Source organism: Streptomyces sp. NBC_01439, assembly GCF_036227605.1.
In the GTDB taxonomy this organism is placed as follows: Bacteria; Actinomycetota; Actinomycetes; order Streptomycetales; family Streptomycetaceae; genus Streptomyces.
On sequence record NZ_CP109487.1, the window covers coordinates 5,385,796 to 5,411,593 of the forward strand.

At 72.9% G+C, this 25,798-nt stretch carries 21 protein-coding genes; 14 read left to right on the forward strand and 7 right to left on the reverse strand.

All coding sequences use genetic code 11. The annotated features are described in order from the left end of the window. Nucleotides 1-105: 105 nt before the first annotated feature. The 3 genes from OG207_RS24335 to OG207_RS24345 all read left to right on the forward strand — a co-directional run bounded on the left by OG207_RS24335 (nucleotide 106) and on the right by OG207_RS24345 (nucleotide 4,276). On the forward strand, nucleotides 106-2,844 hold the full coding sequence (locus OG207_RS24335; RefSeq protein WP_329107827.1) for an FAD-binding and (Fe-S)-binding domain-containing protein: 2,739 nt from the start codon (nucleotides 106-108) through the stop codon (nucleotides 2,842-2,844). A 68-nt stretch (nucleotides 2,845-2,912) separates the two neighbouring features. Continuing rightward, nucleotides 2,913-3,914, forward strand: coding sequence for an EamA family transporter (locus OG207_RS24340; RefSeq protein WP_329100782.1), 1,002 nt, complete (start codon nucleotides 2,913-2,915; stop codon nucleotides 3,912-3,914). After that, nucleotides 3,914-4,276, forward strand: coding sequence for a DUF1801 domain-containing protein (locus OG207_RS24345; protein ID WP_329100784.1), 363 nt, complete (start codon nucleotides 3,914-3,916; stop codon nucleotides 4,274-4,276). The genes OG207_RS24340 and OG207_RS24345 overlap by 1 nt, the downstream gene beginning before the upstream one ends. A 492-nt stretch (nucleotides 4,277-4,768) precedes the next feature. Here OG207_RS24345 and OG207_RS24350 read toward each other — a convergent pair whose 3' ends face one another. The 4 genes from OG207_RS24350 to OG207_RS24365 form a co-directional block, all read right to left on the reverse strand. Next, entirely contained in the window at nucleotides 4,769-5,137 is a 369-nt protein-coding gene (locus OG207_RS24350; RefSeq protein WP_329107829.1) for a hypothetical protein, read from the reverse strand. An 8-nt stretch (nucleotides 5,138-5,145) separates the two neighbouring features. Continuing rightward, the gene (locus OG207_RS24355; protein ID WP_329100786.1) at nucleotides 5,146-5,403 is read right to left on the reverse strand and encodes a hypothetical protein; all 258 of its coding nucleotides are present in this window, start codon (nucleotides 5,401-5,403) and stop codon (nucleotides 5,146-5,148) included. 97 nt (nucleotides 5,404-5,500) lie between these two features. Further along, nucleotides 5,501-5,974, reverse strand: coding sequence for an NUDIX hydrolase (locus tag OG207_RS24360; protein ID WP_329100788.1), 474 nt, complete (start codon nucleotides 5,972-5,974; stop codon nucleotides 5,501-5,503). A gap of 77 nt (nucleotides 5,975-6,051) precedes the next feature. Further along, nucleotides 6,052-7,674 (reverse strand): CocE/NonD family hydrolase, encoded by a 1,623-nt coding sequence (locus OG207_RS24365; protein ID WP_329100790.1) that lies wholly within the window; start codon nucleotides 7,672-7,674, stop codon nucleotides 6,052-6,054. A 326-nt stretch (nucleotides 7,675-8,000) separates the two neighbouring features. Here OG207_RS24365 and OG207_RS24370 point away from each other — a divergent pair, with 326 nt between their 5' ends. From OG207_RS24370 to OG207_RS24400, 7 genes are all read left to right on the forward strand, one after another. After that, nucleotides 8,001-8,813 (forward strand): TIGR03084 family metal-binding protein, encoded by an 813-nt coding sequence (locus tag OG207_RS24370; protein ID WP_329100792.1) that lies wholly within the window; start codon nucleotides 8,001-8,003, stop codon nucleotides 8,811-8,813. Between the two features lie 68 nt (nucleotides 8,814-8,881). Then, nucleotides 8,882-10,621, forward strand: a complete 1,740-nt coding sequence (locus OG207_RS24375) for an acyclic terpene utilization AtuA family protein (protein ID WP_443072870.1) — start codon at nucleotides 8,882-8,884, stop codon at nucleotides 10,619-10,621. Beyond that, nucleotides 10,618-12,216, forward strand: a complete 1,599-nt coding sequence (locus OG207_RS24380; protein WP_329100797.1) for an acyl-CoA carboxylase subunit beta — start codon at nucleotides 10,618-10,620, stop codon at nucleotides 12,214-12,216. The genes OG207_RS24375 and OG207_RS24380 overlap by 4 nt, the downstream gene beginning before the upstream one ends. Nucleotides 12,217-12,224: 8 nt before the next feature. Beyond that, nucleotides 12,225-14,129: an ATP-binding protein gene (locus OG207_RS24385; protein WP_329100799.1), complete on the forward strand. Its 1,905-nt coding sequence runs from the start codon at nucleotides 12,225-12,227 to the stop codon at nucleotides 14,127-14,129. Beyond that, nucleotides 14,126-15,286, forward strand: coding sequence for an acyl-CoA dehydrogenase family protein (locus OG207_RS24390; RefSeq protein WP_329100801.1), 1,161 nt, complete (start codon nucleotides 14,126-14,128; stop codon nucleotides 15,284-15,286). Before OG207_RS24385 ends, OG207_RS24390 begins: the two co-directional genes overlap by 4 nt. 656 nt (nucleotides 15,287-15,942) lie before the next feature. After that, a complete protein-coding gene (locus OG207_RS24395; protein WP_329100803.1) occupies nucleotides 15,943-16,680 on the forward strand; it encodes an enoyl-CoA hydratase family protein in 738 nt (245 codons plus the stop codon). Further along, nucleotides 16,668-17,255, forward strand: a complete 588-nt coding sequence (locus tag OG207_RS24400; RefSeq protein WP_030009580.1) for a TetR/AcrR family transcriptional regulator — start codon at nucleotides 16,668-16,670, stop codon at nucleotides 17,253-17,255. Before OG207_RS24395 ends, OG207_RS24400 begins: the two co-directional genes overlap by 13 nt. A gap of 70 nt (nucleotides 17,256-17,325) precedes the next feature. Here the strand turns inward: OG207_RS24400 and OG207_RS24405 are convergent, their stop codons facing one another. Then, on the reverse strand, nucleotides 17,326-18,432 hold the full coding sequence (locus tag OG207_RS24405; RefSeq protein ID WP_329100806.1) for a citrate synthase 2: 1,107 nt from the start codon (nucleotides 18,430-18,432) through the stop codon (nucleotides 17,326-17,328). Between the two features lie 200 nt (nucleotides 18,433-18,632). Here OG207_RS24405 and pdxH point away from each other — a divergent pair, with 200 nt between their 5' ends. Beyond that, nucleotides 18,633-19,295, forward strand: coding sequence for a pyridoxamine 5'-phosphate oxidase (gene pdxH / locus OG207_RS24410; protein WP_329100808.1), 663 nt, complete (start codon nucleotides 18,633-18,635; stop codon nucleotides 19,293-19,295). A 620-nt stretch (nucleotides 19,296-19,915) separates the two neighbouring features. Here pdxH and iscB read toward each other — a convergent pair. Continuing rightward, nucleotides 19,916-20,953, reverse strand: coding sequence for an RNA-guided endonuclease IscB (iscB, locus tag OG207_RS24415; protein ID WP_329100810.1), 1,038 nt, complete (start codon nucleotides 20,951-20,953; stop codon nucleotides 19,916-19,918). 463 nt (nucleotides 20,954-21,416) lie between these two features. Here iscB and OG207_RS24420 point away from each other — a divergent pair, with 463 nt between their 5' ends. After that, nucleotides 21,417-22,766 carry a PAS domain-containing protein gene (locus OG207_RS24420; RefSeq protein WP_329100812.1) on the forward strand — a complete coding sequence of 450 codons (1,350 nt, stop codon included), beginning with the start codon at nucleotides 21,417-21,419 and terminating at the stop codon, nucleotides 22,764-22,766. A 41-nt stretch (nucleotides 22,767-22,807) separates the two neighbouring features. On the opposite strand, the gene OG207_RS24425 is transcribed toward OG207_RS24420, so the two are convergent. Next, on the reverse strand, nucleotides 22,808-23,563 hold the full coding sequence (locus tag OG207_RS24425; RefSeq protein ID WP_030009576.1) for an SIS domain-containing protein: 756 nt from the start codon (nucleotides 23,561-23,563) through the stop codon (nucleotides 22,808-22,810). A 257-nt stretch (nucleotides 23,564-23,820) separates the two neighbouring features. On the opposite strand from OG207_RS24425, the gene OG207_RS24430 reads away from it, so the two are divergent. Then, entirely contained in the window at nucleotides 23,821-24,513 is a 693-nt protein-coding gene (locus OG207_RS24430) for a metal-dependent transcriptional regulator (RefSeq protein ID WP_329100816.1), read from the forward strand. A 368-nt stretch (nucleotides 24,514-24,881) separates the two neighbouring features. Next, complete coding sequence (locus OG207_RS24435) at nucleotides 24,882-25,760, forward strand: alpha/beta fold hydrolase (RefSeq protein WP_314251828.1); 879 nt, start codon at nucleotides 24,882-24,884, stop codon at nucleotides 25,758-25,760. Nucleotides 25,761-25,798: the final 38 nt, after the last annotated feature.

The window sequence follows — 25,798 nt, forward strand, 5'->3', positions numbered from 1 at the left end:
TGGGAGGCTGGTGACGTGACGTCACCCGGTGAACTCGAACGGACATTGCGGGAGAACCTACGCGGGGAGGTCGACTTCGGCGCCGCCGCACGGGCCCTGGCCACCATGGACGCTTCCAACTACCGGCGCGTACCGGTGGGCGTGGTCGCCCCGCGCGACGCCGACGACGTGGCGGCCGCGCTCGCGGTGTGCGCGGAGGCCGGGGTCCCGGTCGTGCCGCGCGGCGGCGGGACCTCCATCGCCGGCCAGGCCACCGGGGTGGGCGTGGTCCTCGACCTCACCCGGCACATGAACGGCCTCGTGTCGGTGGACCCGGCGGCCAGGACGGCCGTGGTCCAGCCCGGACTGGTCCTCGACCGGCTGCGGGACGCCGTGCGCCCGTACGGGCTGACCTTCGGGCCCGACCCGTCCACGCACTCCCGCTGCACCCTCGGCGGCATGATCGGCAACAACGCGTGCGGGGCCCACTCGGTGGCCTGGGGCACCACCGCGGACAACGTGACCGAGCTGGCCGTGACGGCGTACGGGGGCACCGCGCACCGGATCGCGAGCGGCTGGTCGGGCGCCCCGGCCGGCCTGCGGGAGCTGGTCACCGGACACCTGGGACTGCTGCGCACCGGGATGACGCCCGCCGGGATGCCGCCCGGCTTCTCGCGGCGGATCTCCGGCTACGGCGGTCTCGACGCGCTGCTGCCCGAGCGCGGGGTGCAGCTGGCGCGGGCGTTCTGCGGGAGCGAGGGCACGCTCGGGGTGGTGACGGAGGCGGTGGTGCGCCTGGTGGAGGCGCCGCGCGCGCCGGTGCTCGCCGTGCTCGGGTACGCGGACGAGAGCGCGGCGGCGGACGCGGCGGCCGGGCTGCTGCCGTACCGGCCGCTGACGGTGGAGGGGATGGCCGAGGACCTGTTGGGCGGCACGGCCCCGGATGCCCGCTCCGCCCCGGCGCTGCCCCGGGGCGGAGCGTGGCTGTTCGTGGAGATGCCCGACGAGGGCGCGGCGCGGCCCCTGCTGCGGGCCGCCGACGCGGTGGACCGGCTGCTCGTCACCGACCCGGCGGCGCAGCGCGCTCTGTGGCGGATCCGCGAGGACGCGGCGGGCACGGCCACCCGGATGCCGGGGGGCGGGATGGCCTGGCCGGGATGGGAGGACTGCGCGGTGCCGCCGGCCCGGCTGGGGGCGTACCTGAGGGAGTTCCGGGCCCTGCTGGCGGCGCACGGGTTGCACGGATCCCCGTACGGGCACTTCGGCGAGGGCTGCGTCCACGTACGGATCGACTTCGACCTGGTGTCGGCGGCGGGCATCGCCCGCTTCCGGGACTTCTCCGGGGAACTGGCCGACCTGGTCGTCGCGCACGGCGGGTCCCTGTCGGGGGAGCACGGGGACGGGCAGGCGCGGGCGGAGCTGCTGCCGAAGATGTACGGGACGGAGGTGGTCCGGCTCTTCGGCGCGTACAAGGACGTGTGGGACCCGGCGGGCGGGATGAACCCGGGGATGCTGGTCCGGCCCGCGCGACTGGACGAGAACCTGCGCTTCGCGGTGCTGCCGGCCACCTCGTTCGCGGGTGAGGTCGCGCGGTGCGTGGGCGTCGCGAAGTGCCGGACCACGGACACGGGCGCGGGCGCAGGCTCAGGCGCCTCGGTGATGTGCCCGTCGTACCGGGTCACGGGGGAGGAGCAGCACTCCACCCGGGGTCGGGCGCGGCTGCTGCACGAGATGCTGGCCGGGGAGATCGTCACCGACGGCTGGCGCTCGGCGGAGGTCGCCGGGGCGCTCGACCTGTGCCTGGGGTGCAAGGGCTGCCGCAGCGACTGCCCGGTGGGCGTGGACATGGCCGCGTACAAGGCGGAGTTCCTGCACCGCCACTGGGCGGGCCGGATCCGCCCGCTGTCGCACTACGCACTGGGCGGCCTGCCGGACTGGCTCCGGCTGATCGCCGGCCTGCGGGCGGCGCGGGCGGTCAACGCGGCCGTGCGCCTCCTACCGGTACCGGTGCCGGGGCTGACCCCGGAACGGGCCCTGCCGGAGCTGGCGGAGCGGCCGTTCACGCGGGGCGCGGGGCGGCTCGCGCGGGGCGCGGGGCCGAGCTCCGGCTCCGGGCCCGGCCGGCGCTTCGGCTCAGGTTCCGGCCGCGGTTTCGGCCGCGTCGTCACCTTGTGGCCCGACACGTTCACGGAGTACCTCGCCCCCGAGGTCGGCCACGCCGCGCTCCGCGTGCTCCGGGCCGCCGGGCTGGACGCGTCCGTCCCCCGCGGCGGCCGGGTGTGCTGCGGACTGACGTACGTGTCCACCGGTCGCCTCGACCGCGCCCGCACGGTCCTGAGACGAACGCTCGACACCGTCGGCGAGGTCTCCGGCCCCGTCACCGTCCTCGAACCGAGCTGCGCCGCGGCCCTGCGCACCGACCTGCCCGCCCTGCTCCCCGACGACCCCCGGGCGGCCCGCCTCGCGGCGGCGGTGCGGACCTTCGCCGAGACCCTGGAGGAGTGCGCACCGGACTGGCGGCCGCCGCGCCTGGATCGGGAAGTGGTCGGCCAGACCCACTGCCACCAGCACGCGGTGCTGGGGGACGGCCCCGACCGGAGGCTGCGGGAACGGGCCGGGCTGGTGGGCGAGCTCAGCGGGGGCTGCTGCGGGCTGGCGGGCAACTTCGGCTTCGAGCCGGGGCACCACGAGGTGTCGGTGGCCTGTGCGGAGGAACAGCTGCTCCCGTCCCTGCGCGCGGCGCCGCGGGACGCCGTGATCCAGGCGGACGGGTTCTCGTGCCGTACGCAGATCGCCCAGCTGGGCGGGGTCCGGGGCCGGCACCTGGCGGAGCTCCTGGCGGAGGGGCTGGGCGAAGGGGGGTAGCGCAGAGTTCTTACGGTTGTAAGGCAGGACATGCGGCGACACTCCTTACGGGCCCTTAGTCTGGAGAGATGCCCGCACCTTCCTCTTCGTCCTCCCCGGCGGCCTTGCCGGCCGTCGCCGCACCGGCCCCGTCGCCCGCCCAGGGTCCCGGTTCGGGTTCCGCTTCCGGTTCGGGTTCCGGTTCGGGTTCGGGTTCGGGTTCGAGCCTCAGTTCCGGCCTCGGTCCCGTGGCGCTGGTGATCTCGGCGGGGATCTCGGTGCAGTTCGGTGCCGCGCTCGCGGTCATGATCATGCCGAGGGCGGGTGCGGCGGGCGTGGTCACCCTGCGGCTCGCGGCCGCCGCGCTCGTGCTGCTGGTCCTGTGCCGCCCGAAGGTGCGCGGCTACTCCCGTTCCGACTGGGGCACGGTGCTCGCCTTCGGCGTCGCCATGGCCGGTATGAACGGCCTCTTCTACCAGTCCATCGACCGGATCCCGCTCGGTCCCGCGGTCACCCTGGAGGTCCTCGGACCGCTCGCCCTCTCCGTCATCGTCTCCCGGCGCCTGGTCAACGTCTTGTGGGCCGGCCTCGCACTCGGTGGTGTGGTCCTGCTGTCCGGGCACGGCGGGGGCGGCCCCGGCTTCGGCTCCCTCGACCCGCTGGGCGCGGCGTTCGCGCTCGGGGCGGGCGCGATGTGGGCGGCGTACATCGTGTTCAGCGCGCGTACCGGCCGCCGCTTCCCGCAGGCGGACGGGCTCGCGCTGGCGATGGCGGTGGCCGCGGTCATCTCGCTTCCGCTGGGCATCGCCGAAGCAGGCCCGGCCCTGCTGGTCCCGAGCACGCTCGCGCTGGGTGTGGGCGTGGCCGTCCTGTCCTCCGTCCTGCCGTACACCCTGGAACTGCTCGCGCTGCGGCGGATGCCGGCGCCGACCTTCGCGATCCTGATGAGCCTGGAGCCGGCCATCGCCGCGGCCGCGGGCTTCCTCGTCCTGAACCAGGCCATGTCCGCACTGGACGCCCTGGCCGTCGCCCTCGTGATCGCGGCCAGCATGGGTGCGGTCCGCTCGCAGATCCGGAAGAAGGCCGCCTGATGGACGTCGCCACCTACCTGGCCGCGGTCCCCGAGGCCCGACGGGAGGCCCTGGTACGGCTGCGGGAGCTGTGCCTGGAGGAGCTGACCGGGTTCGAGGAGGGGATCGCGTACGGGATGCCGGTGTACGTGCGGGCGGGCGGGACCGCCGGCGAGATCGCCTGGGCGAACCAGAAGCAGTACATCTCCTTCTACCTGATGCGCACGGACGTCCGGGACGCCTTCGCGGACCGCCTGGCCCCCCACGACATGGGCAAGGCCTGCCTGCGCTTCCGCAACCCCGCCAAGGTCGACTTCGACCTCCTGCGGGACCTCCTGCGGGCGACGGCGCAGGCGGGCGGGGGAGCGGGCGGGGCGGGCTGAGGGAAGGTCGAGGGAGGGTCGAGGGAGGTACGGGGCCTGCGTACGCGGGGCCGTCACAGCGCGGGGTGGATCCGGCGGGCGGGAGCCTCTTGATCGGCGTCGGGGACGTGTTCGGGGGTTCCCGGCAGTCCCATCGTCCTTCCGTGTCGGGCCGGTCCCTCAAGGGCGCTCGTTCCTCGCGTCGCTGCGCGATGGCCTGCGGCCACCCTTGACCGACCGTCCCGCCCCGGAGATACGAAGACACTGCCGGGAACCCCCGAAGGGAACGGCCGGGGGGATGCCTTCAGGCGCGGGGCCGTCGGACACGCCCGGGCAGATCCCGGTGGGGCACGGTCCCGAGACGGGGCCCACCGGGACGGCCTCCGGGTCGGTGGGCGCGTCCGATCGCTACGCGCTTTTCATTCTTCGGCGTGTTCGGCCCGTCTGGGGTTGGACGGAGGCCGCCCGCCACGTGTTCGGCCCGTCTGGGGCTGGACGGAGGCCGCCCGCCACCTACGGGGTGAGATCGAGGACCCGGACCGGCTGTCCGACCCATCGCTTCGGGGCCGTGGTGGCGACCACCGCGCCTGCGGGCCGGTCGGGCGTCGGCTGTGCCACGTACAGGCTGTGTGCCTCGGCCCAGCTTTCGTACGTCGACACGGCGAGTGCGGCCGGTAGGTCCAGGTCGACGACGGTGATGCCGGGAAGCGCTGCAAGGTGCTCGGCGGTGCCGGGGCGAGCCCGGTCGGCTTCGACGAGCGCGCAGGTGGGCGCGTACAGGTACCAGCCCGTTTCCGCGTGGGCGCGATGGATGAGTCGTGAAGCCAGGATGTTCCCCAGCCCGGCCGCCTCCATGGCCGTCTCGTCCAGGACGATGTGCATCGACTCGGTCACTGGGGCATCGCCTGCGCGAGGCGTCGGTCGAGCTCGCTGTCGAGGTCCTGCTGCTGGGCCGCTGTGGGGGCGTAGCCGTTCCACTCCTTCAGGGCGGCCCGGGCCGCTTCGGCCCGCTCGGCGCGCTCGGCCGGGGTCAGGAGTGTTTCCGCCAAGCGCGCCAGGTAGGCGCGAAGGGACAGGCCCTCGGCGGCCGCTATGGCGGCCAGTCTGTCCTTGGCCTCTTCCGGGATACGGACGTTGGCATCGGGCATGGTGGTGCTCCTTCCCATCCCCTTAGGGTACGGGTACGTACCCGTACCCCACTATGGTGCTGACAGAACTGCCGCAGAGATGGGGCCGCCACCGGGCTCAGTGCTGGATCAGACCGCCGACCCGGACGGCGGCGACGTGGCCCGTTGCGGGGAGGGTGTGCGACAGTGCGAGGCCGATGTCGACCAGCGAGGAGCGGCGGAGTCCGGTGACGTCGGGGATCGGGGTCCAGGCCGACTCGACGACCGCGCCGTCAGGCTCCGGCCGGAGCCGGCCGCCGGTGATGCGCACCCGGTAGAAGACACCGACGTTCTGGTGGTCCGGGCCGCCGGGTACGGAGCGTTCGGCCGCGGGGATCAGCCTGGAGTCCACACCCAGCAGGCGATCGACCACGGCGTCGCAGCCGGTCTCCTCGGCGACCTCCCGGATCACCGCGTCGAACGGATCCTCCCCGTGCTCGACCCTGCCGCCCGGAAGGAACCAGGTGCTCCTGCCCTCCGGAGACACATGGCGGGCGAGCAGCACCCGGCCGTCCTCGATGCACACGGCGTAGGCCGCCAACCGGAAACTCATGTCCGTACCCTCCGTCGAACCGTGTCCGATGGCCAAGCCCGCCCGGTCGGTCGTGGCGGCCGGGCGGGCGCGCGGGATCAGCCGAGGGGGAGGTCCAGGTAGGACGGGGTGGGCTCCGGGGAGGTGAACGCCAGGGTGGCGCGGGGCAGGTTGGCGTCGGCGTAGAAGGGGTCGCGGGCGTCGATCACCAGCATCAGGCGGTGGCCGCGCGGCACGTCGTAGGCCGTGGCCTGGAGGTCGATGTCCGCGCTGATCAGGCTGTCGGGCGGGGAGTCGACGTCGGTGTACGGGGCGTGCGTGATGAGGTGCGCCGTGCCGTCGGGTGCCGTGTCGAGGAGGTACGCGACGAAGGTGGATCCGGGGTTCGCCGCCCGGTACGTCACGCGCAGCCGCGGTGTGCCGCGCAGTCGGGTGGTCTCCCCGGCCGGTTCCGACGTCCACACGGCGGCGACGGTCCGGTCGATGTCCTGGGTCCGGTAGACCTTCGGGCGGCCGGCGATCTCCGCGTAGCCGGACTGCACCACCTTGTCGGCGACGGTCGCCGGGGTGTCCACCCCGCACAGCACGGTCGAGGTCCAACCGGCCTGTGGTTCGTCGCCGAGTTCGCCGTCGTCCGCCAGGTGCAGCCGTTCCAGGCGTTCGGTGAGGGAGGGCCAGGTGGGGCGGGGTTCGAGGGTTTTGCTCCACATGATCTCGCCGAGCACCTGGCCCTCGGCGTCGATGCCGTTGTCGATCTCCTTGAGGTGGTGGTCGAGCCAGCGGTGGGCGTCCGTCCAGATCCGGTTGGGCAGACCGAGTATTCCGGTCATCTCGGGGCCGGAGTGGTCGCCGATGGAGACGGCGAGGCGTTTGGGGCCGGTCAGTTCGTTGAACATCTTCAGCGTCTGGTTGGGCGGGAAGAGGGTCTCGTGCCAGGCGAGCGAGAAGAAGACCGGCACCTGACGGCGGTTGAGTTCCTTGATGTGGGTGAAGGGCGAGCGGGTCTCCGCCCAGCGCAGGGTGCCCTGGACGTCGCGGTTGGCGAGGACGTTGTCGAAGACGCTCTGCGTCTGCGGGCTCAGTCGGGCCTTCGCGGCCGCGTCGAGCAGGGCCCGTACGGCCGCGATGTGCCGGGTGGAGTTCTCGTAGAAGGCCTCGCCGAGGTCGCCCCAGGTGCTGAGCGCGACCACGGCGTCGATGCGGGTGTCGTGCGCGGCGACGAGCTGGCTGATGCCGGAGCCGTACGAGTCCCCGAGGAAGCCGATCTTCGTCACCGGGCCGGTGCTGCGCTCGATGAGGTGGTCCAGGGCCCGGCTGCCGTCGGCGACGTCGAGCGGGCCCGCCACGTCGACCTGGCCCTCGGAGCCGGCGAAGCCTCGGGTGGAGTAGGCGAGGACGTTGTAACCGCGGGCGGCGAAGAGGGAGGCCTGGACGGCGTACGGGAGCCAGCCCAGGCCGGACCAGGGCGAGGGCATGATGATCGCGGGGCGCGGCTGGGTTCCGGTGTGTCGCCAGAGCGCGGCGTCGAGGAGGTCCCCGTCGGCGCCGGTCACCTTGCCGCGGGTGAAGACGGCGACCGAGCGGACCTCGGCGATCTCGGCGGCGCGGGCGGGGGCGAGGCCGGTGACGTCGCCGCTCTCCAGGGCGGTCACGAAGGCGGTGAGGGCGGTCGCGTCGAGTTCGGGATAGAGGGAGAAGGGGGTGCGGGCGGCTGGAGTCACGTCAGTCCATCCTCTTCGTCGTCTTCGTCGAGTGACACGAACTGGTGCGCCCGCCCGGGCCCGGAGCGGAACGTTCAGTATCGAGGGGACATCCAGTGACGTATCGCGAGTTTCCGGCTTACGGCCGAAATCGCCCCCACTGCGCCCGCGGGCCGTCGAGCGGCGGGACCTGCGGCCGGCGCTGTGCGCGACAACTGCCTTTCCCGTGAAGTGGTTTGGCTCGGGTGGCGGGAAGGCGTCGCCACTCGAGAAAATCATGCAAGCATGCTTGATTGTTTTGCCGGGTGCTGCCAGTCTTCCCCTCACGCCGAGAAAGGGAGCGCACCGTGCCCGATCCGTCCGCCGTCGACGCAGCCGTCACCGTCTTCGCAGATCTGCGCGAGGAAGGCCGCGAACTGGACTCCGTGGTAGCAGAGTTGACCGCCCCCGACTGGGCCCGGGCCACCCCCGCGCCCGGCTGGACCATCGCCCACCAGATCGCCCACCTGCACTGGACCGACCGGGCCTCGCTGCTCTCCCTCACCGACGCCGTCGGCTTCGGCCACATGGCCGAGGAGGCCCTGAAGGCCCCCAACACCTTCGTCGACGAGGGCGCGCGCGAGGGCGCGGAGCTGGCCCCCGCCGAGCTGCTCGCCCGCTGGCGCGCCACGCGTGCCGCCCTCGACGAGGCGTTGTCCGAAGCCTCGCCCGACACCCGCTTCCCCTGGTACGGGCCGCCGATGAAGGCCGCCTCCATGGCCAGCGCCCGGCTGATGGAGACCTGGGCGCACGGCCAGGACGTCGCCGACGCGCTCGGCGTCCACCGCACCCCGACCGCGCGGCTGCGGCACGTGGCGCGGATCGGCGTACGGGCCCGCGACTACGCCTACGCCGTACGCGGACTGCCCGCGCCCGCCGAGCAGTTCCGGGTGGAGCTGACGGCCCCCGAGGGCCCCGAGGTGTGGACTTACGGCCCGCCGGACGCCCCGCAGCGGATCACCGGCCCGGCGCTCGACTTCTGCCTGCTGGTCACCCAGCGGGCCCACCGCGCCGACCTCGAGCTCATCGCGACCGGCCCCGACGCGGACCGCTGGCTGGACATCGCCCAGGCCTTCGCCGGCCCGGCGGGAGCCGGCCGGGAGCCGGGGGCCGCGCGGTGACCCGGCGCCCCCTCGTCATCGGCAACGCCTCGGGTTTCTACGGGGATCGTTTCGGCGCCCTGCGCGAGATGGTGACCGGCGGCCCGCTGGACGTGCTGACCGGCGACTACCTCGCCGAGCTGACCATGCTGATCCTGGGCCGCGACCGTCTGAAGAACCCGGACCTCGGCTACGCCAAGACCTTCCTGCGCCAGTTGGAGGAGGGGCTCGGGCTCGCGCACGAGCGCGGCGTGCGGATCGTTACGAACGCCGGCGGCCTCAACCCGGCCGGACTCGCCGACGCCGTAATGGCTTTGGCGGCGAAGGTGGGCGTCCCGGTGCGGGTCGCCCACGTCGAGGGCGACGACCTCACCGCACGGACGGACGGGGCCCTGACGGCCAACGCCTACCTCGGGGGCGCCGGGATCACGGCCTGCCTGCGGGCGGGCGCCGACGTGGTGGTCACCGGCCGGGTCACGGACGCGGCACTGGTGAGCGGCCCGGCGGCCTGGTGGTTCGACTGGGCCGCGGACGACTACGACCGGTTGGCGGGGGCGGTGGCCGCGGGCCACGTCTTGGAGTGCGGCACCCAAGCCACCGGCGGCAACTACTCCTTCTTCGCCCGGCACGACGTCCGCCGCCCCGGCTTCCCGCTGGCGGAGATCTCCGCGGACGGCTCGGCGGTCATCACGAAACACCCCGGCACGGGCGGAGCCGTCACCGCCGGCACCGTCACCGCCCAACTCCTCTACGAAACCCAGGGCGTGCGCTACCTCGGCCCGGACGTGACCACCCGTCTGGACACCGTCCGGCTGACCGACGAGGGCGCCGACCGGGTACGGCTCACGGGAGTGCGCGGAGAGGCCCCGCCGCCCTCCCTGAAGGTGGGCGTCACCCGGATCGGCGGCTGGCGCAACGAGGTCGTCTTCGTCCTGACGGGCCTGGACGTCGAGGCCAAGGCGGACCTCGTCCGCACCCAACTGGCCGAGGTGTTGGAAGGCGTGGTTGACGCCACCTGGACCCTGGCCCGCACCGACCACGAGGACGCCGACACGCAGGAGACGGCCTCCGCCCTCCTGCGACTGGTCGTCCGCGACCCGTCCCCGGACCGGGTGGGCCGCGCCCTGACCTCGACGGCGATCGAACTGGCCCTCGGCAGCTACCCGGGCTTCCACGTCACCGCCCCACCGGGCCCGGCGCAGCCCTACGGCGTCTTCACCTCGACCCTGGTCCCGTCGGACGAGGTCCCGCACGTGGCGGTCCTCCCGGACGGCACCCACGTACGAGTCCCGGCCCCACCGCCCCAGCCCCCCGCACATCCAGCCCCGCCGGCGGAGCCCCCTGCACCCCCAGTCCCACCGGCGGAGCCCCCCGCATTTCCAGCCCCGCCGGCGTTTGAGGCGCGGGGGTCCGGGGGCGGAGCCCCCGAAGGGGTCGGGGGCGGAGCCCCCGCCGGGTCCGGGGCGGAGCCCCGGGAGACCGTCCGCGCCCCCCTCGGGGCGCTGGCCGGGGCCCGCAGCGGCGACAAGGGCGGGGACGCCAACGTCGGGGTGTGGGTCGAGACCGACCCCGCCTGGGACTGGCTGCGCGACACCCTCACCGCCGAGGTGTTCCAGGAACTGCTCCCCGAGACCGCGCAGCACACCGTCACCCGCCACGAGCTGCCGCTGCTGAGGGCCCTCAACTTCACCGTCACCGGCATCCTCGGCGACGGCGTCGCCTCCGGCCACCGCTTCGACCCCCAGGCCAAGGCCCTCGGCGAATGGCTCCGCGCCCGCCACCTCGACATTCCCGTCGCCCTCCTCCCGGCCCCGGAGGCCACCCCATGACCCGCCTCGGCACCACCGTCGACCCGCACGCCCCCGAGCACGCGCAGGCCCGTACCGCCGCGCTGGAACGCCTCGCCGCCCTCGACGCCGAGCACGCCAAGGCCCTGCAGGGCGGCGGCGAGAAGTACACGGCCCGCCACCGGGCCCGCGGCAAGCTCCTGGCGCGCGAGCGCGTCGAGCTGCTCCTCGACCCCGACACCCCGTTCCTGGAACTGTCCCCGCTCGCCGCCTGGGGCAGCGACTACCCCGTCGGCGCCTCCATGGTCACCGGCATCGGCACCGTCGAGGGCGTCGAGTGCCTGATCACCGCCAACGACCCCACCGTCCGCGGCGGCGCCTCCAACCCGTGGACGCTGAAGAAGGCGCTGCGCGCCAACGAGATCGCCCGGCAGAACCGCCTCCCCTGCATCAGCCTCGTGGAGTCCGGCGGCGCCGACCTGCCCTCCCAGAAGGAGATCTTCATCCCGGGCGGCGCGGTCTTCCGCGACCTCACCCGGCTCTCGGCCGAAGGCATCCCGACCGTCGCCGTCGTCTTCGGCAACTCCACCGCCGGAGGCGCGTACGTTCCCGGCATGTCCGACCACACGATCATGATCAAGGACCGTTCCAAGGTGTTCCTCGGCGGTCCGCCCCTGGTCAAGATGGCCACCGGCGAAGAGAGCGACGACGAGTCCCTCGGCGGCGCCGACATGCACGCCCGCGTCTCCGGACTCGCCGACCACTACGCCCTCGACGAGCACGACGCGATCCGCCAGGCCCGCCGCGTCGTGGCCCGCCTGAACCACCGCAAGCCGCGCCAGGACCCGCCGAAGGCCCAGGAACCCCTCCACGACCCCGAGGAACTCCTCGGCATCGTCCCGCCCGACCTGAAGACCCCCTTCGACCCGCGCGAGGTCATCGCCCGGATCGTCGACGCCTCCGACTTCGACGAGTTCAAGCCCTTCTACGGCCCCAGCCTCGTCACCGGCTGGGCCACCCTGCACGGCTACCCGGTCGGCATCCTCGCCAACGCGCAGGGCGTGCTGTTCAGCGCCGAGTCCCAGAAGGCCGCACAGTTCATCCAGCTCGCCAACCAGCGCGACATCCCCCTCCTCTTCCTCCACAACACCACCGGCTACATGGTCGGCAAGGAGTACGAGCAGGGCGGCATCATCAAACACGGCTCGATGATGATCAACGCGGTCTCCAACTCGAAGGTCCCGCACCTGTCCGTACTCATCGGCGCGAGCTACGGCGCCGGCCACTACGGCATGTGCGGCCGCGCCTACGAACCCCGCTTCCTCTTCGCCTGGCCCAGCGCCAAGTCCGCCGTCATGGGGCCCCAGCAGCTGGCCGGAGTGCTCTCCATCGTGTCCCGCCAGTCGGCCGCCGCCAAGGGCCTCCCGTACGACGAGGAACAGGACGCCGGAATGCGAGCCTTCGTCGAAGCGCAGATCGAGTCCGAGTCCCTCCCGATGTTCCTGTCCGGGCGGATCTACGACGACGGGGTCATCGACCCGCGCGACACCCGTACCGTCCTCGGCCTGTGCCTGTCGGCCGTCCACAACGCCCCCGTCGAGGGCGCCCGTGGCGGCTTCGGCGTCTTCCGGATGTGAGCCCGCACATGACGAACTTGACCTCCCTCCTCGTCGCCAACCGCGGCGAGATCGCCGTCCGGATCTTCCGCACCGCCCGCGCCCTGGGCCTGGCCACCGTCGCCGTCCACTCCGACCCGGACGCCGACGCCCTGCACGTCCGCGACGCCGACGCGGCCGTACGGCTGCCCGGCGCGGCCCCCGCCGACACCTACCTGCGCGGCGACCTCATCATCAAGGCCGCCCTCGCCGCGGGCGCCGACGCCGTCCACCCCGGCTACGGCTTCCTCTCCGAGAACGCCGACTTCGCCCGCGAAGTCCTGGCCGCCGGACTGACCTGGATCGGCCCGCCCCCCGAAGCCATCGAGGCCATGGCCTCCAAGATCCGGGCCAAGGAACTGATGCGCACCGCCGGGGTGCCGCTCCTCGACCCCGTCGATCCAGCCGCCGCCACGGCCGCCGACCTGCCCCTCCTCCTCAAGGCCGCGGCCGGCGGCGGTGGCCGCGGCATGCGCGTGGTCCGCGACCTCGAGCAGCTGGGGGAGGCCCTCGACGCCGCCTCGGCCGAGGCCCGCTCCGCCTTCGGGGACGGCGAGGTCTTCGCCGAGCCCTACGTGGAACGCGGCCGCCACGTCGAGGTGCAGATCCTTGCCGACGCCCACGGCACCGTCTGGGCGCTGGGCACCCGCGACTGCTCCCTCCAGCGGCGCCACCAGAAGGTCATCGAGGAGGCGCCGGCACCGGGCCTGCCGGACGCCCTGCGCGAGAGCCTCCACACCGCAGCCGTCGCCGCGGCCCGCGCGGTCTCGTACGAGGGCGCGGGCACCGTCGAGTTCCTCGTCACCGCCGACGGACGCCCGTACTTCCTCGAGATGAACACCCGACTCCAAGTCGAACACCCCGTCACCGAAGCCGTCTTCGGGCTCGACCTCGTCGCCCTGCAGCTGCGCGTCGCCGAGGGCGAGGCCCTGCCCCCGGCGCCCCCGCAGCCCACCGGCCACGCCGTCGAAGCCCGGCTCTACGCCGAAGACCCCGCCCGGGACTGGCGCCCGCAGACCGGCGTCCTGCACACCCTCGCCATCCCGGGCGAGATCCGCGTGGACACCGGCTTCACCGACGGGGACACCGTCGGCATCCACTACGACCCCATGCTCGCCAAGGTCGTCGCCCACGCCCCCACCCGCGCCGGGGCCGTCCGGGCCCTCGCCGCCGCCCTCGCCGGAGCCCGCATCCACGGGCTCACCACCAACCGCGAACTCCTCGTGGGCTCCCTGCGGCACCCGGAGTTCGCCGCCGCGCAGCTCGACACCGGCTTCTACGACCGCCACCTCGACACCCTCACCGGCAGTGCCCCGGACGCCGCTCCGGCCGCCCTCGCCGCCGCCCTCGCCGAAGCGGCCCCCGGCCCGGACGCCCCGCTCGCCGCCCGCCTCGGCGGCTGGCGCAACGTCCGCTCCCAGCCCCAGACCCGCCGCTACACCGCGGCCGGCACCGAGTACGAGGTCCAGTACCACCCGGTGAACCACCCCGGTGTCCGGGTCGTCTCCACCTCCCCGGACCTCGTCACCCTCGAAGTCGACGGAATCCGCCGTGCGTTCCACGTGAAACAAAAATCGAACGAGATCTACGTGGACTCCGCACTCGGCGCCCACACCTTCACTCCCGTCCCCCGCTTCCCGGACCCCCAGGACCGGACCGAACCGGGCTCGCTGCTCGCCCCCATGCCCGGCACCGTCGTCCGCATCGCCGAGGGCCTGGCCCCCGGCAGCCCCGTCACCGCCGGCCAGCCCCTGCTCTGGCTGGAGGCCATGAAGATGGAGCACCGCATCCTCGCTCCCGCCTCCGGCAAGCTCACCGCGCTCCACGTCGCCACCGGCCAACAGGTCGAGTTCGGCGCCCTGCTCGCCGTAGTCCAGGAGGAACCGCAAGCATGAGCACCGTCATCGAAACCGAAGAGCACACCGCCCTGCGCGCCGCCGTCGCCGCACTCGGACAGCGCTACGGCCGCGACTACCTCACCCGTGTCGCCCGCGAGGGCGGCCACCCCGACGAGCTGTGGGCCGACGCCGCGAAGCTCGGCTACCTCGGGGTCAACCTGCCCGAGGAGTACGGCGGCGGGGGCGGCGGCATCGCCGAACTCTCCATCGTCCTGGAAGAACTCGGGGCCGCGGGCTGTCCCCTCCTCATGATGGTCGTCTCGCCCGCCATCTGCGGCACGGTCATCGCCCGCTTCGGCACGGACGCCCAGAAGGAGGCCTGGCTGCCGGGCCTCGCCGACGGCAGCCGCACCATGGCCTTCGGCATCACCGAACCCGACGCCGGGTCCAACTCCCACCGGATCACCACCACGGCCCGCCGCGACGGCGAGGACTGGATCCTCACCGGCCGCAAGGTCTTCATCTCCGGCGTCGACATCGCCGACGCCACCCTCATCGTCGGCCGCACCGAAGACGCTCGTACCGGCAGCCTCAAGCCCTGCCTGTTCATCGTGCCGCGCGACGCCCCCGGCTTCACCCGCTCGGTCATCGACATGGAACTGGCCGCCGCGGAGAAGCAGTTCGAACTCACCCTGGACGAGGTCCGCCTGCCCTCCTCGGCCCTGGTCGGCGACGAGGACGCGGGCCTGCTCCAGTTGTTCGCCGGACTCAACCCCGAGCGGATCATGACCGCCGCCTTCGCCATCGGGATGGGCCGCCACGCCCTCGCCAAGGCCGTCGACTACGCGAAGACCCGCCAGGTCTGGAAGGCGCCCATCGGCGCCCACCAGGCCGTGGCCCACCCGCTGGCCCAGGCGCACATCGAACTGGAACTGGCCCGCCTGATGACCCAAAAGGCGGCCGCGCTGTACGACGCGGGCGACGACATGGGCGCGGGCGAGGCGGCCAACATGGCCAAGTACGCCGCCGGGGAGGCCTGCGTCCGTGCGGTGGACCAGGCGGTCCACACCCTCGGCGGCAACGGCCTGACCCGCGAATACGGCCTGGCCTCCCTCATCACCGCGGCCCGCGTGGCCCGCATCGCCCCGGTCAGCCGCGAGATGATCCTGAACTTCATCTCCCACCAAACCCTGGGCCTACCGAAGTCCTACTAGCGTGTCCGGCGTGTCCGGCGGGTCCGAATCCCCACCGGGCTCCGCCCGGACCCGCGCCTCAATCGCCGGCGAGGCTGGAGGCGCGGGCCCGTGCCTTGTGCGTCGGCGGGGGCATGTGGTGGTGGGTGGGGGTCGGGGCGGGGGGCCGTGGCGGGGTGTCTCCTCGGCTCGCGCGGTGCGCCATGTCTCGGTTGTGCCCGGTGGTGCGCGCTCGTCCTGCGGGGACACCCCGCCACGTCCCCCCACCCCTCAGCGGCACACGCCCGCACGTCCCCCACACCTCGGCGGCACGGGCCCGGATGGAGGGAGGAGGAGCCTTGGCGTTGGGGGGATGGGTCGTAGCTGTCGAAGCTCTGCCGTGGGGCGGGGACACGCAGGAGGGTCCCCGCAGGACGAGGCGCGACCGCCGGGTACAGCCGAGACGTGCCCGCGCGCGCCGAGCCGAGGAGACCCTCGTGCGGGGCCCCGCCCCACCCTTTGAAGCCCCGCCGGCGATTGAGGCGACCCACCTCGGCACGAGGCAACGTGCCACCGAGCCGAACACCGCCGAGCCGCCCGCAGGGCACACCGCAGGGCACACCGCAGCCGTCCACGTACCCTCCCGGAGGGACCCGGCTCCCGAAGTACCCCCATCCGCAAGCCACTCCGGAGGAGACATGGCCCCACGAGTGCACGCCGCCCAGGCGACCGGCATCGCCACCCTCACCCTGGACTCCCCGGGCAACCGCAACGCCCTTTCCGTCGACCTCGTCGCCGAGCTCCGCTCCGCGCTCGCCGCCACCGCCGCGGACGCGGACGTCCGGGCCGTCGTCCTCACCCACACCGGCAACACCTTCTGCGCCGGGGCCGACCTCAAGTCACCTTGCGATCCCGCCGACTTCCTGGCCCTGCTCCGCGAGACCGCCGAGCTCCCCAAGCCCGTCGTCGCCCGGGTCACCGGCCACGTCCGGGCCGGCGGCCTCGGGCTGCTCGGTGTCTGCGACGTCGCCGCCGCCGGACCGCAGTCCTCGTACGCCTTCACCGAGACCCACCTGGGCCTCGCCCCCGCGGTGATCTCCATGCCGCTGCTGCCCCGCCTCGACCCGCGCGCCGCGGCCCGCTACTTCCTCACCGCCGAGGCCTTCGACGCCGCCGAGGCCGCCCGGATCGGACTGCTCACCCTGCACGGCGAGGACGTGGACACGGCCCTGGAGCCGGTACTCGCCGGCCTGCGCAAGGCCTCCCCGCAGGGGCTGGCCGCGACCAAGGCGTTGACGTCCGCCGCCGTACGCGAGGCCCTCGCCCGCGACGGATCCCGCCTGACCGAGCTGTCCGCCGGACTGTTCGCCTCCGAAGAGGCCCGCGAAGGCATCACCGCCCGTTTCGAGCGCCGGGAACCGTCATGGTCGCTGTGACCGGCCCCAAGCAGGCGCGCAGCCGCGTCACCCGCCGCCACCTCCTGGAGGCGGCGGTGTCCTGCCTGGCGGAGCACGGCTGGGCCGGTTCGACCGTCTCGGTCGTCGCGGAACGGGCCGGGGTTTCGCGCGGCGCCGCCCAGCACCACTTCCCGACCCGCGAGGACCTGTTCACCGCGGCCGTCGAGTACGTCGCCGAGGAGCGCTCCACGGCCCTGCGCGACCTCTTCCACGCCGGCCCGGCCGCCCGGCCCGCCGTGGTGGAGGCGCTGGTCGACCTGTACACCGGCGCCCTCTTCCGGGCCGCCCTGCAGTTGTGGGTGGCCGCCTCCAACGAGGAGCAGCTGCGCCCCCAGGTCACCGAACTGGAGGCCCGGGTCGGTCGCGAGACCCACCGCATCGCCGTCGAGCTGCTGGGTGCGGACGAGTCGGTGCCGGGCGTACGGGAGACCGTGCAGGGTCTGCTGGACATGGCGCGGGGCCTGGGCCTCGCCAACGTGCTCACCGACGATACGGCCCGCCGGGCCCGGGTGGTGGCCCAGTGGTCCCGGATCCTGGACGCGGCCCTGGGCTGAGGCGGCGGGAACGGGAAGGGCGCCGCACCCCGCGAGAGCGGGATACGGCGCCCCAGGACACGAGCGGCGGTTACGCCGTCTCGGCGATGTCCGCGTAGCCCTCGATCTCCTGCGGGTTGCGCCGCCCGGGCCCGGTGTAGCGGGCCGAGGGCCGCACCAGGCGGCCCGTGCGCTTCTGCTCCAGGATGTGCGCCGACCAGCCGGCGGTGCGGGCGCAGCTGAACATCGACGTGAACATGTGCGCGGGGACCTCGGCGAAGTCCAGCATGATCGCGGCCCAGAACTCCACGTTCGTGGCGAGCACCCGGTCGGGGCGGCGCGCGTGCAGTTCTTCCAGTGCGGCCTTCTCCAGCGCGGCGGCCACCTCGTAGCGCGGCGCGTCGAGCTCCTTGGCGGTGCGCCGCAGCACGCGGGCGCGCGGGTCCTCGGCACGGTAGACGCGGTGCCCGAAGCCCATCAGCCGCTCGCCCTTGTCGAGAGCCTTCTTCACGTACGCCACGGCGTCGCCGGTGCGCTCGATCTCCTCGATCATGCCGAGCACGCGGGACGGCGCCCCGCCGTGCAGCGGTCCCGACATGGCGCCCACGGCGCCGGACAGCGCGGCGGCGACGTCCGCGCCGGTCGATGCGATCACCCGCGCGGTGAAGGTGGAGGCGTTCATGCCGTGCTCGGCGGCCGAGGTCCAGTACGCGTCGACGGCCTTGACGTGCCGCGGGTCCGGCTCGCCCCGCCAGCGGATCATGAACCGCTCGACGACGGACTCGGCCTTGTCGATCTCCCGCTGCGGCACCATGGGCAGGCCCTGGCCGCGGGCGGACTGGGCGACGTACGACAGTGCCATCACGGCTGCGCGCGCGAGGTCGTCACGGGCGGTCTGCACGTCGATGTCCAGCAGTGGTTTCAGACCCCACACGGGGGCGAGCATCGCGAGCGCGGACTGGACGTCGACGCGGATGTCACCGGAGTGGACCGGGATGGGGAAAGGTTCGGCGGCGGGCAGGCCCGGGTTGAAGGCACCGTCGACCAGCAGGCCCCAGACGTTCCCGAAGGAGACGTGGCCGACGAGGTCTTCGATGTCGACGCCCCGGTAGCGGAGCGACCCGCCTTCCTTGTCGGGTTCGGCGATCTCCGTCTCGAACGCGACGACCCCTTCGAGCCCGGGTACGAAGTCGGACATCAGGCGGCTCCTCAGATAGTGCGAACACGCGCGGCTCCCGGCGTGATTCGCGGTCCGGCGCGGTCATCCCCGTTGATGCCCGGCACGGCCGTCGGTCACCCGCTCGGGGACCTTCGGACCGGCCCCAAGATTTTGGCCGCTCCGCCCCGACTGCGGAAGCGTGACATACGGCACACCGTCGCCGGTCCGGCTGCGGCAGGATGGCAAGCGTGACCGATCAGGACATTGACCCCGCCATGATGCGCAAGCAGTACCGCTCGGAGATCGTCGACGAGGGGAGCCTCGCCGAGCATCCGATGGACCAGTTCGCGCTCTGGTTCCAGCAGGCCGCCGACTCGCACCTCTTCGAGCCGAACGCCATGGTCGTATCGACGGCCACCCCGGACGGCCGGCCCAGTTCGCGGACGGTGCTGATGAAGCAGTTCGACGGCCGGGGCTTCGTCTTCTTCACCAATTACGCCTCGCGCAAGGGCCGCGAGCTGGCCGAGAACCCGCAGGTCGCGCTGCTGTTTCCGTGGCACCCGATCGCCCGCCAGGTGATCGTCACCGGTACGGCGGCCCGGATCGGCCGCGACGAGACAGCCGCGTACTTCCGCTCCCGCCCGCACGGTTCCCAGCTGGGTGCCTGGGCGAGCGAGCAGTCCAGCGTCATCGATTCCCGTGCGGAGCTGGACCGGCGCTACGCCGAGCTGGCGGCCCGCTACCCGGAGGGCGAGCAGGTGCCGGTCCCGCCGGAGTGGGGCGGCCTGCGCGTGGTCCCGCAGGAGGTGGAATTCTGGCAGGGCCACGAGAACCGCCTGCACGACCGTCTGCACTACGTCCTGGACGGGGCCAAGTGGCGCGTGGAGCGGCTCTGCCCGTAGCCGGGCGGGCGGGTCTGCGGCGGCTCCCGCCAGTGGGACCGTACGCTCCCGCTCACCCCGAGCGGGAGCGGTGAACGCAGGCGACCCGCGGGCTCGGGTTTCTCTCCTGCAGTGAGAGAAGCCGGCCGGACGTGCCGGCGAGCCCGCGGGTCGGGTGACTGCTTGGGATTGGCGCCGGGCGATTCCGCCGGGCACCGCACTGGGTGCGCTACTGACGACGGGCCCTAGCCCGCAGCCACCTCACGCGTCCGGAGTTCGTACATTTCCGGGATCACCTCCTTTCAGTGTGCCTCCACTCTAGGCAGGCTCGTGCGGTCCGCTCAATCGAATTTCTTCGGCGAATCCGTAGGTGTATCCATCGGCTCTCTGAAGTAGCCGCAAGTTCCGGTGGGAGACGTCAAAGCGGCTGGTCGACGTCGTGATGCGATGCTGGCCGCTGGTCCGGACCGCGATGCGTCCCACCCACCTGCCGACCCACTTTCCTCTGGGCACGACGGCCGCCACCAGGTCTCCGGTTGCGTACCCGTGGTGGACCTTGCCGCGGGGCCGTTGCAAGCGGGGGAATCCGAAGCGGTCAGGGGTGGTCCTGGCGTACGAACCACGCCCGGTCGACGACACCACTAGGATCTGCGCGGGTACCCGGACGAGCGCGTCCCCCGCTCGTGGTCGATGACTCCGTTGGTCAGGGCGTCGAGCGTGTGGCTCTTCGGCAAGCCCATCGCGAACCGGTTCCAGTGGGTACGCCCGCCCGACCACGCATGCACCGGCACACTCTGCGTTGCGAGCGCTTTCACGAGCTGGAGCCTGGTGGCGTTAGTGGCGGCCACGTCCTGCAGAGGTTTCCTCAGCTGCCTGATCACGCGTTCCAGCCGGGCCGGCCGGTCGGCGAGGAACTCCTGGACGGGTGCCGTCCCCTTTGCCTGATTGCAGGGAACACAAGCGAGGACGAGGTTCGATACCCGATCCGATCCACCACGGCTTCGTGCACGGACGTGATCGATGTTGAGAGGCACCCCCGTGGCGTCGCAGTAGGCGCAGGACCTCTTCCATTTGGCCCGGAGGAACTGAGGGACCTCGGAGGCGGCGTACGTCGGCTCGATGCCGTCCTGCACGCAGGACGGCATGACTCCGGCGAATGCGGTCGTGTCGAATGCCACCTGCTCCACGTGGATCTCACGCACTGGTGCATATCGGCACAGTCGCGCGACCACGGCCGTGGTCGAGTCGACGCGATGGCGCAGGGACGGGGGGAGCCAGCCGTCCGGCCGCGGGCGGTTGTCGTGCCGGGGCGCCCGGTACCGGAGATTCGCCGAGCGCCTCCGGCGCCGATAGGCGGCGCGTCGCACCATGCCGCCGTGGATCTGTTGTCCCCGGTGCCGGAGTTCGAGAGTGATCAGACCCCGGCGGGCGACCGCGGTTCGGCCCTTCGGGCCGTTCCGGTGACGCTCGTCGGCGATGGCGATACCCGTCGCCTTGGAGCCAGGATCGAGGCGCAGCTGTACGCCTTCGACGGCCGAGCCCGCACGGGTACGGTGCTTGAGCCGGATGGTGAACGGAGCACGCCGTGCCACGACGGCACGTCCACCAGCGAGCAACTCGCGTGCACGGGCCTGATGGCAGGGCATCAGCGGCTCGCCCCCCTTGGCCAGCACGAACACTCGGCTTGCTGCCGGGCGGGGAGCGTCACCGCTCCCGGTCTCTGCCGTCTCCGCTGCCGAAGCGGCAGATCGGGCGTGCCGCCGACGTGTCCCGGTGCGGACTTCGCCGGTCTCCCCTCGCCCATGTTCCACACCGGTGCCCGGCATTGCGGCCGGGAGCCCGTGAGCCGTTTCGTCCCTGCTCCCAGGGGTGTCTGCGCCCGCGGATTCCAGAGCAGGTTGCTGAGGAAGCACAGCCTGGTGGGTCCGCTCGCCCGTGCGGAACGTAGTCATCTAGGCACCTCTACTGATCCGGGGATCGTGATGACTGGGGCTGGTCACTCGAACGTGTGGCCGTTCCGGTGGTGCTTTCCCAGGTGTGTGGGGATGCGCGCCGATTTCCCCGAAAGTGGTGTGGTGTGGGTCACGTTCGAGTTCAATGATCTGACGTGCCGCATACGCGAACACCTGCTGGGGGTCCCAGGTGAGTGCCTACGGACGTAACGAGACCGCTGACGATCTGCTCGCAGCGCTGCTGGACGGGATGGACGCCGCCCTGTGCGCGTTCGACTCCGACGGCGTGATCACCCACTGGAACCGCGAGGCCGAGCGGATCCTGGGGTGGACCGCGGCCGAGGCCGTGGGTCGCAAGGGCTTCGAGGGTTGGGCAGTGCGGGCCGCCGACGCGCACGACGTCCAGGACCGGCTGATGGCCGTCCAGCACGTGCCCGGCCGGCAGGTGCACGAGTTCGCGTTGCTGACCAAGGACGGCGGGCGCGTCCTCGTACGGACCCAGTCCGCCGGGGTGCCCGGCGCGGACGGGAAACCCGCCGGGGTGTACTGCGCCTTCAGCGAGGTGCACGCCCAGATCGACCTGGAGCGCTCCATCGCGCTGAGCGAGGCCCTGATGGAGGACGCCTCGTGGGGCGTCGTCCTGGTCGACGTCGACCTGCGGCCCGCCGTGGTCAACGGGCACGCCGCCCGGGCCTTCGGGACCGGCCGCACCGCACTGCTCGGGCGGCCCCTGGGAGAGCTGTTGACCCAGGGCGTCGAGGAGTTGGAGGGCGCGCTCCAGCACGTGCTCGCCGAAGGGGCCCCGCCCGCGCCGGTGGAGATGTGGGTGTCGGTGCGCACGGCGGAGGGGGTGCGGCGCAGGTGCTGGCGGTGCGGGTTCCTGCGGTTGGCCTCGCCGCTCGCGGAGGAGCCCGTACCGCTGGGCGTCGGCTGGCTGTTCCAGGACGTCACCGAGGCCCGCCAGGAGCAACTGGACACCGCGCAGCTGCGGTTCCGCTCGCACCAGCTCCACCGGGCGGGGCGGGCCGCCGCCGAGTGCGAGGATCCGGCCGAAGCGGCCGCCGTCCGCCTGGACTTCGCCCTCGCCGGCTTCGCCGAGCACGCGCTGCTGGACGTACTGGACCCCACGGCCGACCCCGAGCGGCGCAGGCTCGTACGGTCCGCCGCGTCGCCGCCGGTGCTGCCGGGGCCCGGGTCGATCCCCGTCCGGTACGCGGCCGGGCACCCGGCGCTGCAGGCGCTGGACCGGATCGGCTCGGTGCGCACCAGCGCCCCGCGCGGGGAGGCGGACGCGCAGTGGGCGCGGGCGCGCCAGTGGCCCGAGGGCGCCGTGCACGGGCTGTGCACGGTGTTGCGGAGCCGGGGGCGGACCCTGGGGGCGCTGACGTTCCTGCGCGGGCCCTCGCGGGCGGCCTTCGAGCGCGCGGACGCGGTGTACGCGGAGGAGGTCGCGGCCCGGGTCGCGGCCGACCTGGACCTGGCGGCGGGTCCGGCGGGTCCGGCAGGTCCGGCGGGTCCGGCCGGTCCGGGCGAGGAGTGAGCGCGGCCCGGGTGCCCGCAGGCGCCTCCCGGGCCGACCCCTCAGTGCCGGAAGAAGATCCGGTCGCCGTACTCCTGCATCACGCGGCCGTTCCACTCGTGGCCGCCGTCGACGTTGCCCGAGCGCAGCAGCGGGGGCTCCACCCCGCGGGCGGCGAGCTCGCCGGCCGCCGTCGCCATGACGGCCTGCATGATCGCGCTGGTCACCACGGTGGAGGCGGGGGCGAAGGGCGCGTCGATGCCGTCGATGCTCAGCTCGGCGTCGCCGACCGCGATCTTGCTGTCGAGGACGACGTCGCAGTGGTCCTTGAGGAAGGTGCCGGAGAGGTGCCGTGACTTGGTCCCGGTCGCGTACGCCACCGAGGTCACGCCGATGACCTTGAGGCCGATGGCGCGGGCGTTCATCGCCATCTCGACGGGCAGGGCGTTGCGCCCGGAGAGGGAGATGATCACGAGGACGTCGCCGTCGGAGGCGGGGCTGCTGTCGAGGACGGCGCCGGCCAGGCCGTCGACCCGCTCCAGGGCGCTGCCCAGGGTCGCGGGCATGACGTCGACGCCGGCCGTGCCGGGGACGGCGAGGAAGTTCATCAGGGCCAGGCCGCCGGCCCGGTAGACGACGTCCTGGGCGGGCAGCGAGGAATGCCCGGCGCCGAAGGCGAAGAGCCGGTTGCCGGCGGCGACCGCGTCGGCGATGAGGGAGCCGGCCTCGGCGATGTGCGGGGCCTCCTCGTCCCGCACCCGCTCCAGCAGACCGATGGCGGCATCGAAGAACTGGCCGGCCAGCTTGCTCTCGCTCATACGCCGATGGCCCTTCCAGGGGTGGGGGAGCGTCCGTGTCCGCCGCTCACCGTGCGGTCTGGACCAAGGGTGTGTCAATACGAACGTCAATCCCGTGCCGAAAGCTCTGGTCGCGCGCCCCCGACATCCCCGAACGATCTTCCCGGGGATGTCGGGGGGATGTCCGGGAGCCGTCTTGACGCTCGGCACGGGACGGTTGTCGGCCCGATGCGTCAGAATTGGGGGCAGGGCCAGCGCACGCAATCCGAGGGGCACGAATGTCCGGACTGATCGATACCACGGAGATGTATCTCCGCACCATCCTCGAGCTGGAAGAGGAAGGCGTGGTCCCCATGCGCGCCCGGATCGCCGAGCGGCTCGACCAGAGCGGTCCGACGGTGAGCCAGACGGTGGCGCGCATGGAGCGGGACGGCCTGGTGGCCGTCGCCAGCGACCGGCACCTCGAACTGACGGAGGAGGGCCGCCGACTGGCCACGCGCGTGATGCGCAAGCACCGGCTCGCGGAGTGTCTGCTCGTCGACGTCATCGGGCTGGAGTGGGAGCAGGTGCACGCGGAGGCCTGCCGTTGGGAGCACGTGATGAGCGAAGCGGTGGAGCGGCGGGTGCTGGAGTTGCTGCGCCACCCGACCGAGTCGCCGTACGGAAACCCGATCCCGGGGCTGGAGGAGCTGGGTGAGAAGGCCGAGGCCGACCCGTTCTTGGAGGACGGCATGGTCAGCCTGTCCGAGCTCGATGCGGGCACCGAGGGCAAGACCGTGGTCGTCCGGCGGATCGGTGAGCCGATCCAGACGGACGCCCAGTTGATGTACACGCTCCGGCGGGCGGGCGTGCAGCCCGGCGCGGTGGTGAGCGTGACCGAGTCTCCGGGGGGTGTGCTGGTCGGCAGTGGCGGTGAGGCCGCCGAGCTGGACGTGGAGGTCGCCTCGCACGTGTTCGTGGCGAAGCGCTGATCCCGGCGCGTCGGCGTTCGCGTCGACGCGGATGAGTCCGGGGGATCGATCCGTACGAGACGCGTTCCGGGGGTTCCTGTCCCACGGGTCGTGACCCGTACGGATGACCAGCCCTTGGTGTGGGCGGTCCCGGCGCCTTTCGGCGCCGGGACCGGTCCTCCCCTTGTGACCTGGAGCCCCGAGCTCTCAAGGTCGTCCCCTCGGACCGTCTTCCCCGAGCGGCCCGCCTCCCTGTTGAAAGGATCTCCATCGGCAGCGGCGGTCAATCCTTGAGCAAGGTCACTCGAAAGAGCGGTGTTGTAGGCGAAAAACCCGTTCTCGAATACGGGTTCGATAGTCTGGCGGGGAGCGAAGGGGGTGCATCTGCGGTGGTACAGCGCGTCGATGTGACAGGGGCCGAAGGCGTCCGCCTGGCCGCCTGGGAGTTCCGCGAAGCAGAGGCCGAGCCCGACACCCGCCCCGGGGTGCTGTTACTGCACGGGCTGATGGGCCGCGCCTTCCACTGGGCCGGCACCGCCCGCTGGCTCCGCGAGCGCCGCCGCGTCGTGGCCCTGGACCAGCGCGGACACGGCCAGAGCGCCCGCCCGCCCGCCGCCCCCGACGGCACCCCCACCTCCCTGGGCCGTGAGGCCTTCGTGGCCGACGCGGAAGCGGCCGTCGAGCAGCTCGGCCTCGCCCCCGTGACACTGATCGGCCACTCCATGGGCGCCCTCACCGCCTGGCAGCTCGCGGCCCGCCGCCCGGACCTGGTCGAAGCCGTGGTCATCTGCGACATGCGCGCCTCCGCCCTGGGCGCGGCCTCCCAGCAGGAATGGGAGGACTGGTTCCACCACTGGCCCCTCCCCTTCCCCACCCAGGACGCGGCCCGCCGCTGGTTCGGCGAGGACGACCCCCGGGTGGAACGTCCCGACCCCGGCCGCGGTGCCTTCTTCGCCGAGGTCATGCACGAGGCCTCGGACGGCTGGCGCCCGGTCTTCTCCCGCCGCCAGATGCTGACGGCCCGCGAGACCTGGGTCCACGACGCCCACTGGGAGGAGCTCGCCCAGGTCCGCTGCCCGACCCTGGTGGTCCGCGGCCTCGACGGCGAACTGGGCCGGGCCGAGGCCCAGGAAATGGTGCGCGTCCTCCCGGCCGGCCAGTACGCGGAAATCCCCGATGCGGGTCACTACCTCCACTACGACCAGCCGACGGCCTGGCGCGAGGTCTTGGAACCCTTCCTCGACGGCATCAAGGCCGAAGCTCCCTGACCACCCCGACGGTTCCGCCCCCCCGGTGCGCAGGGAGG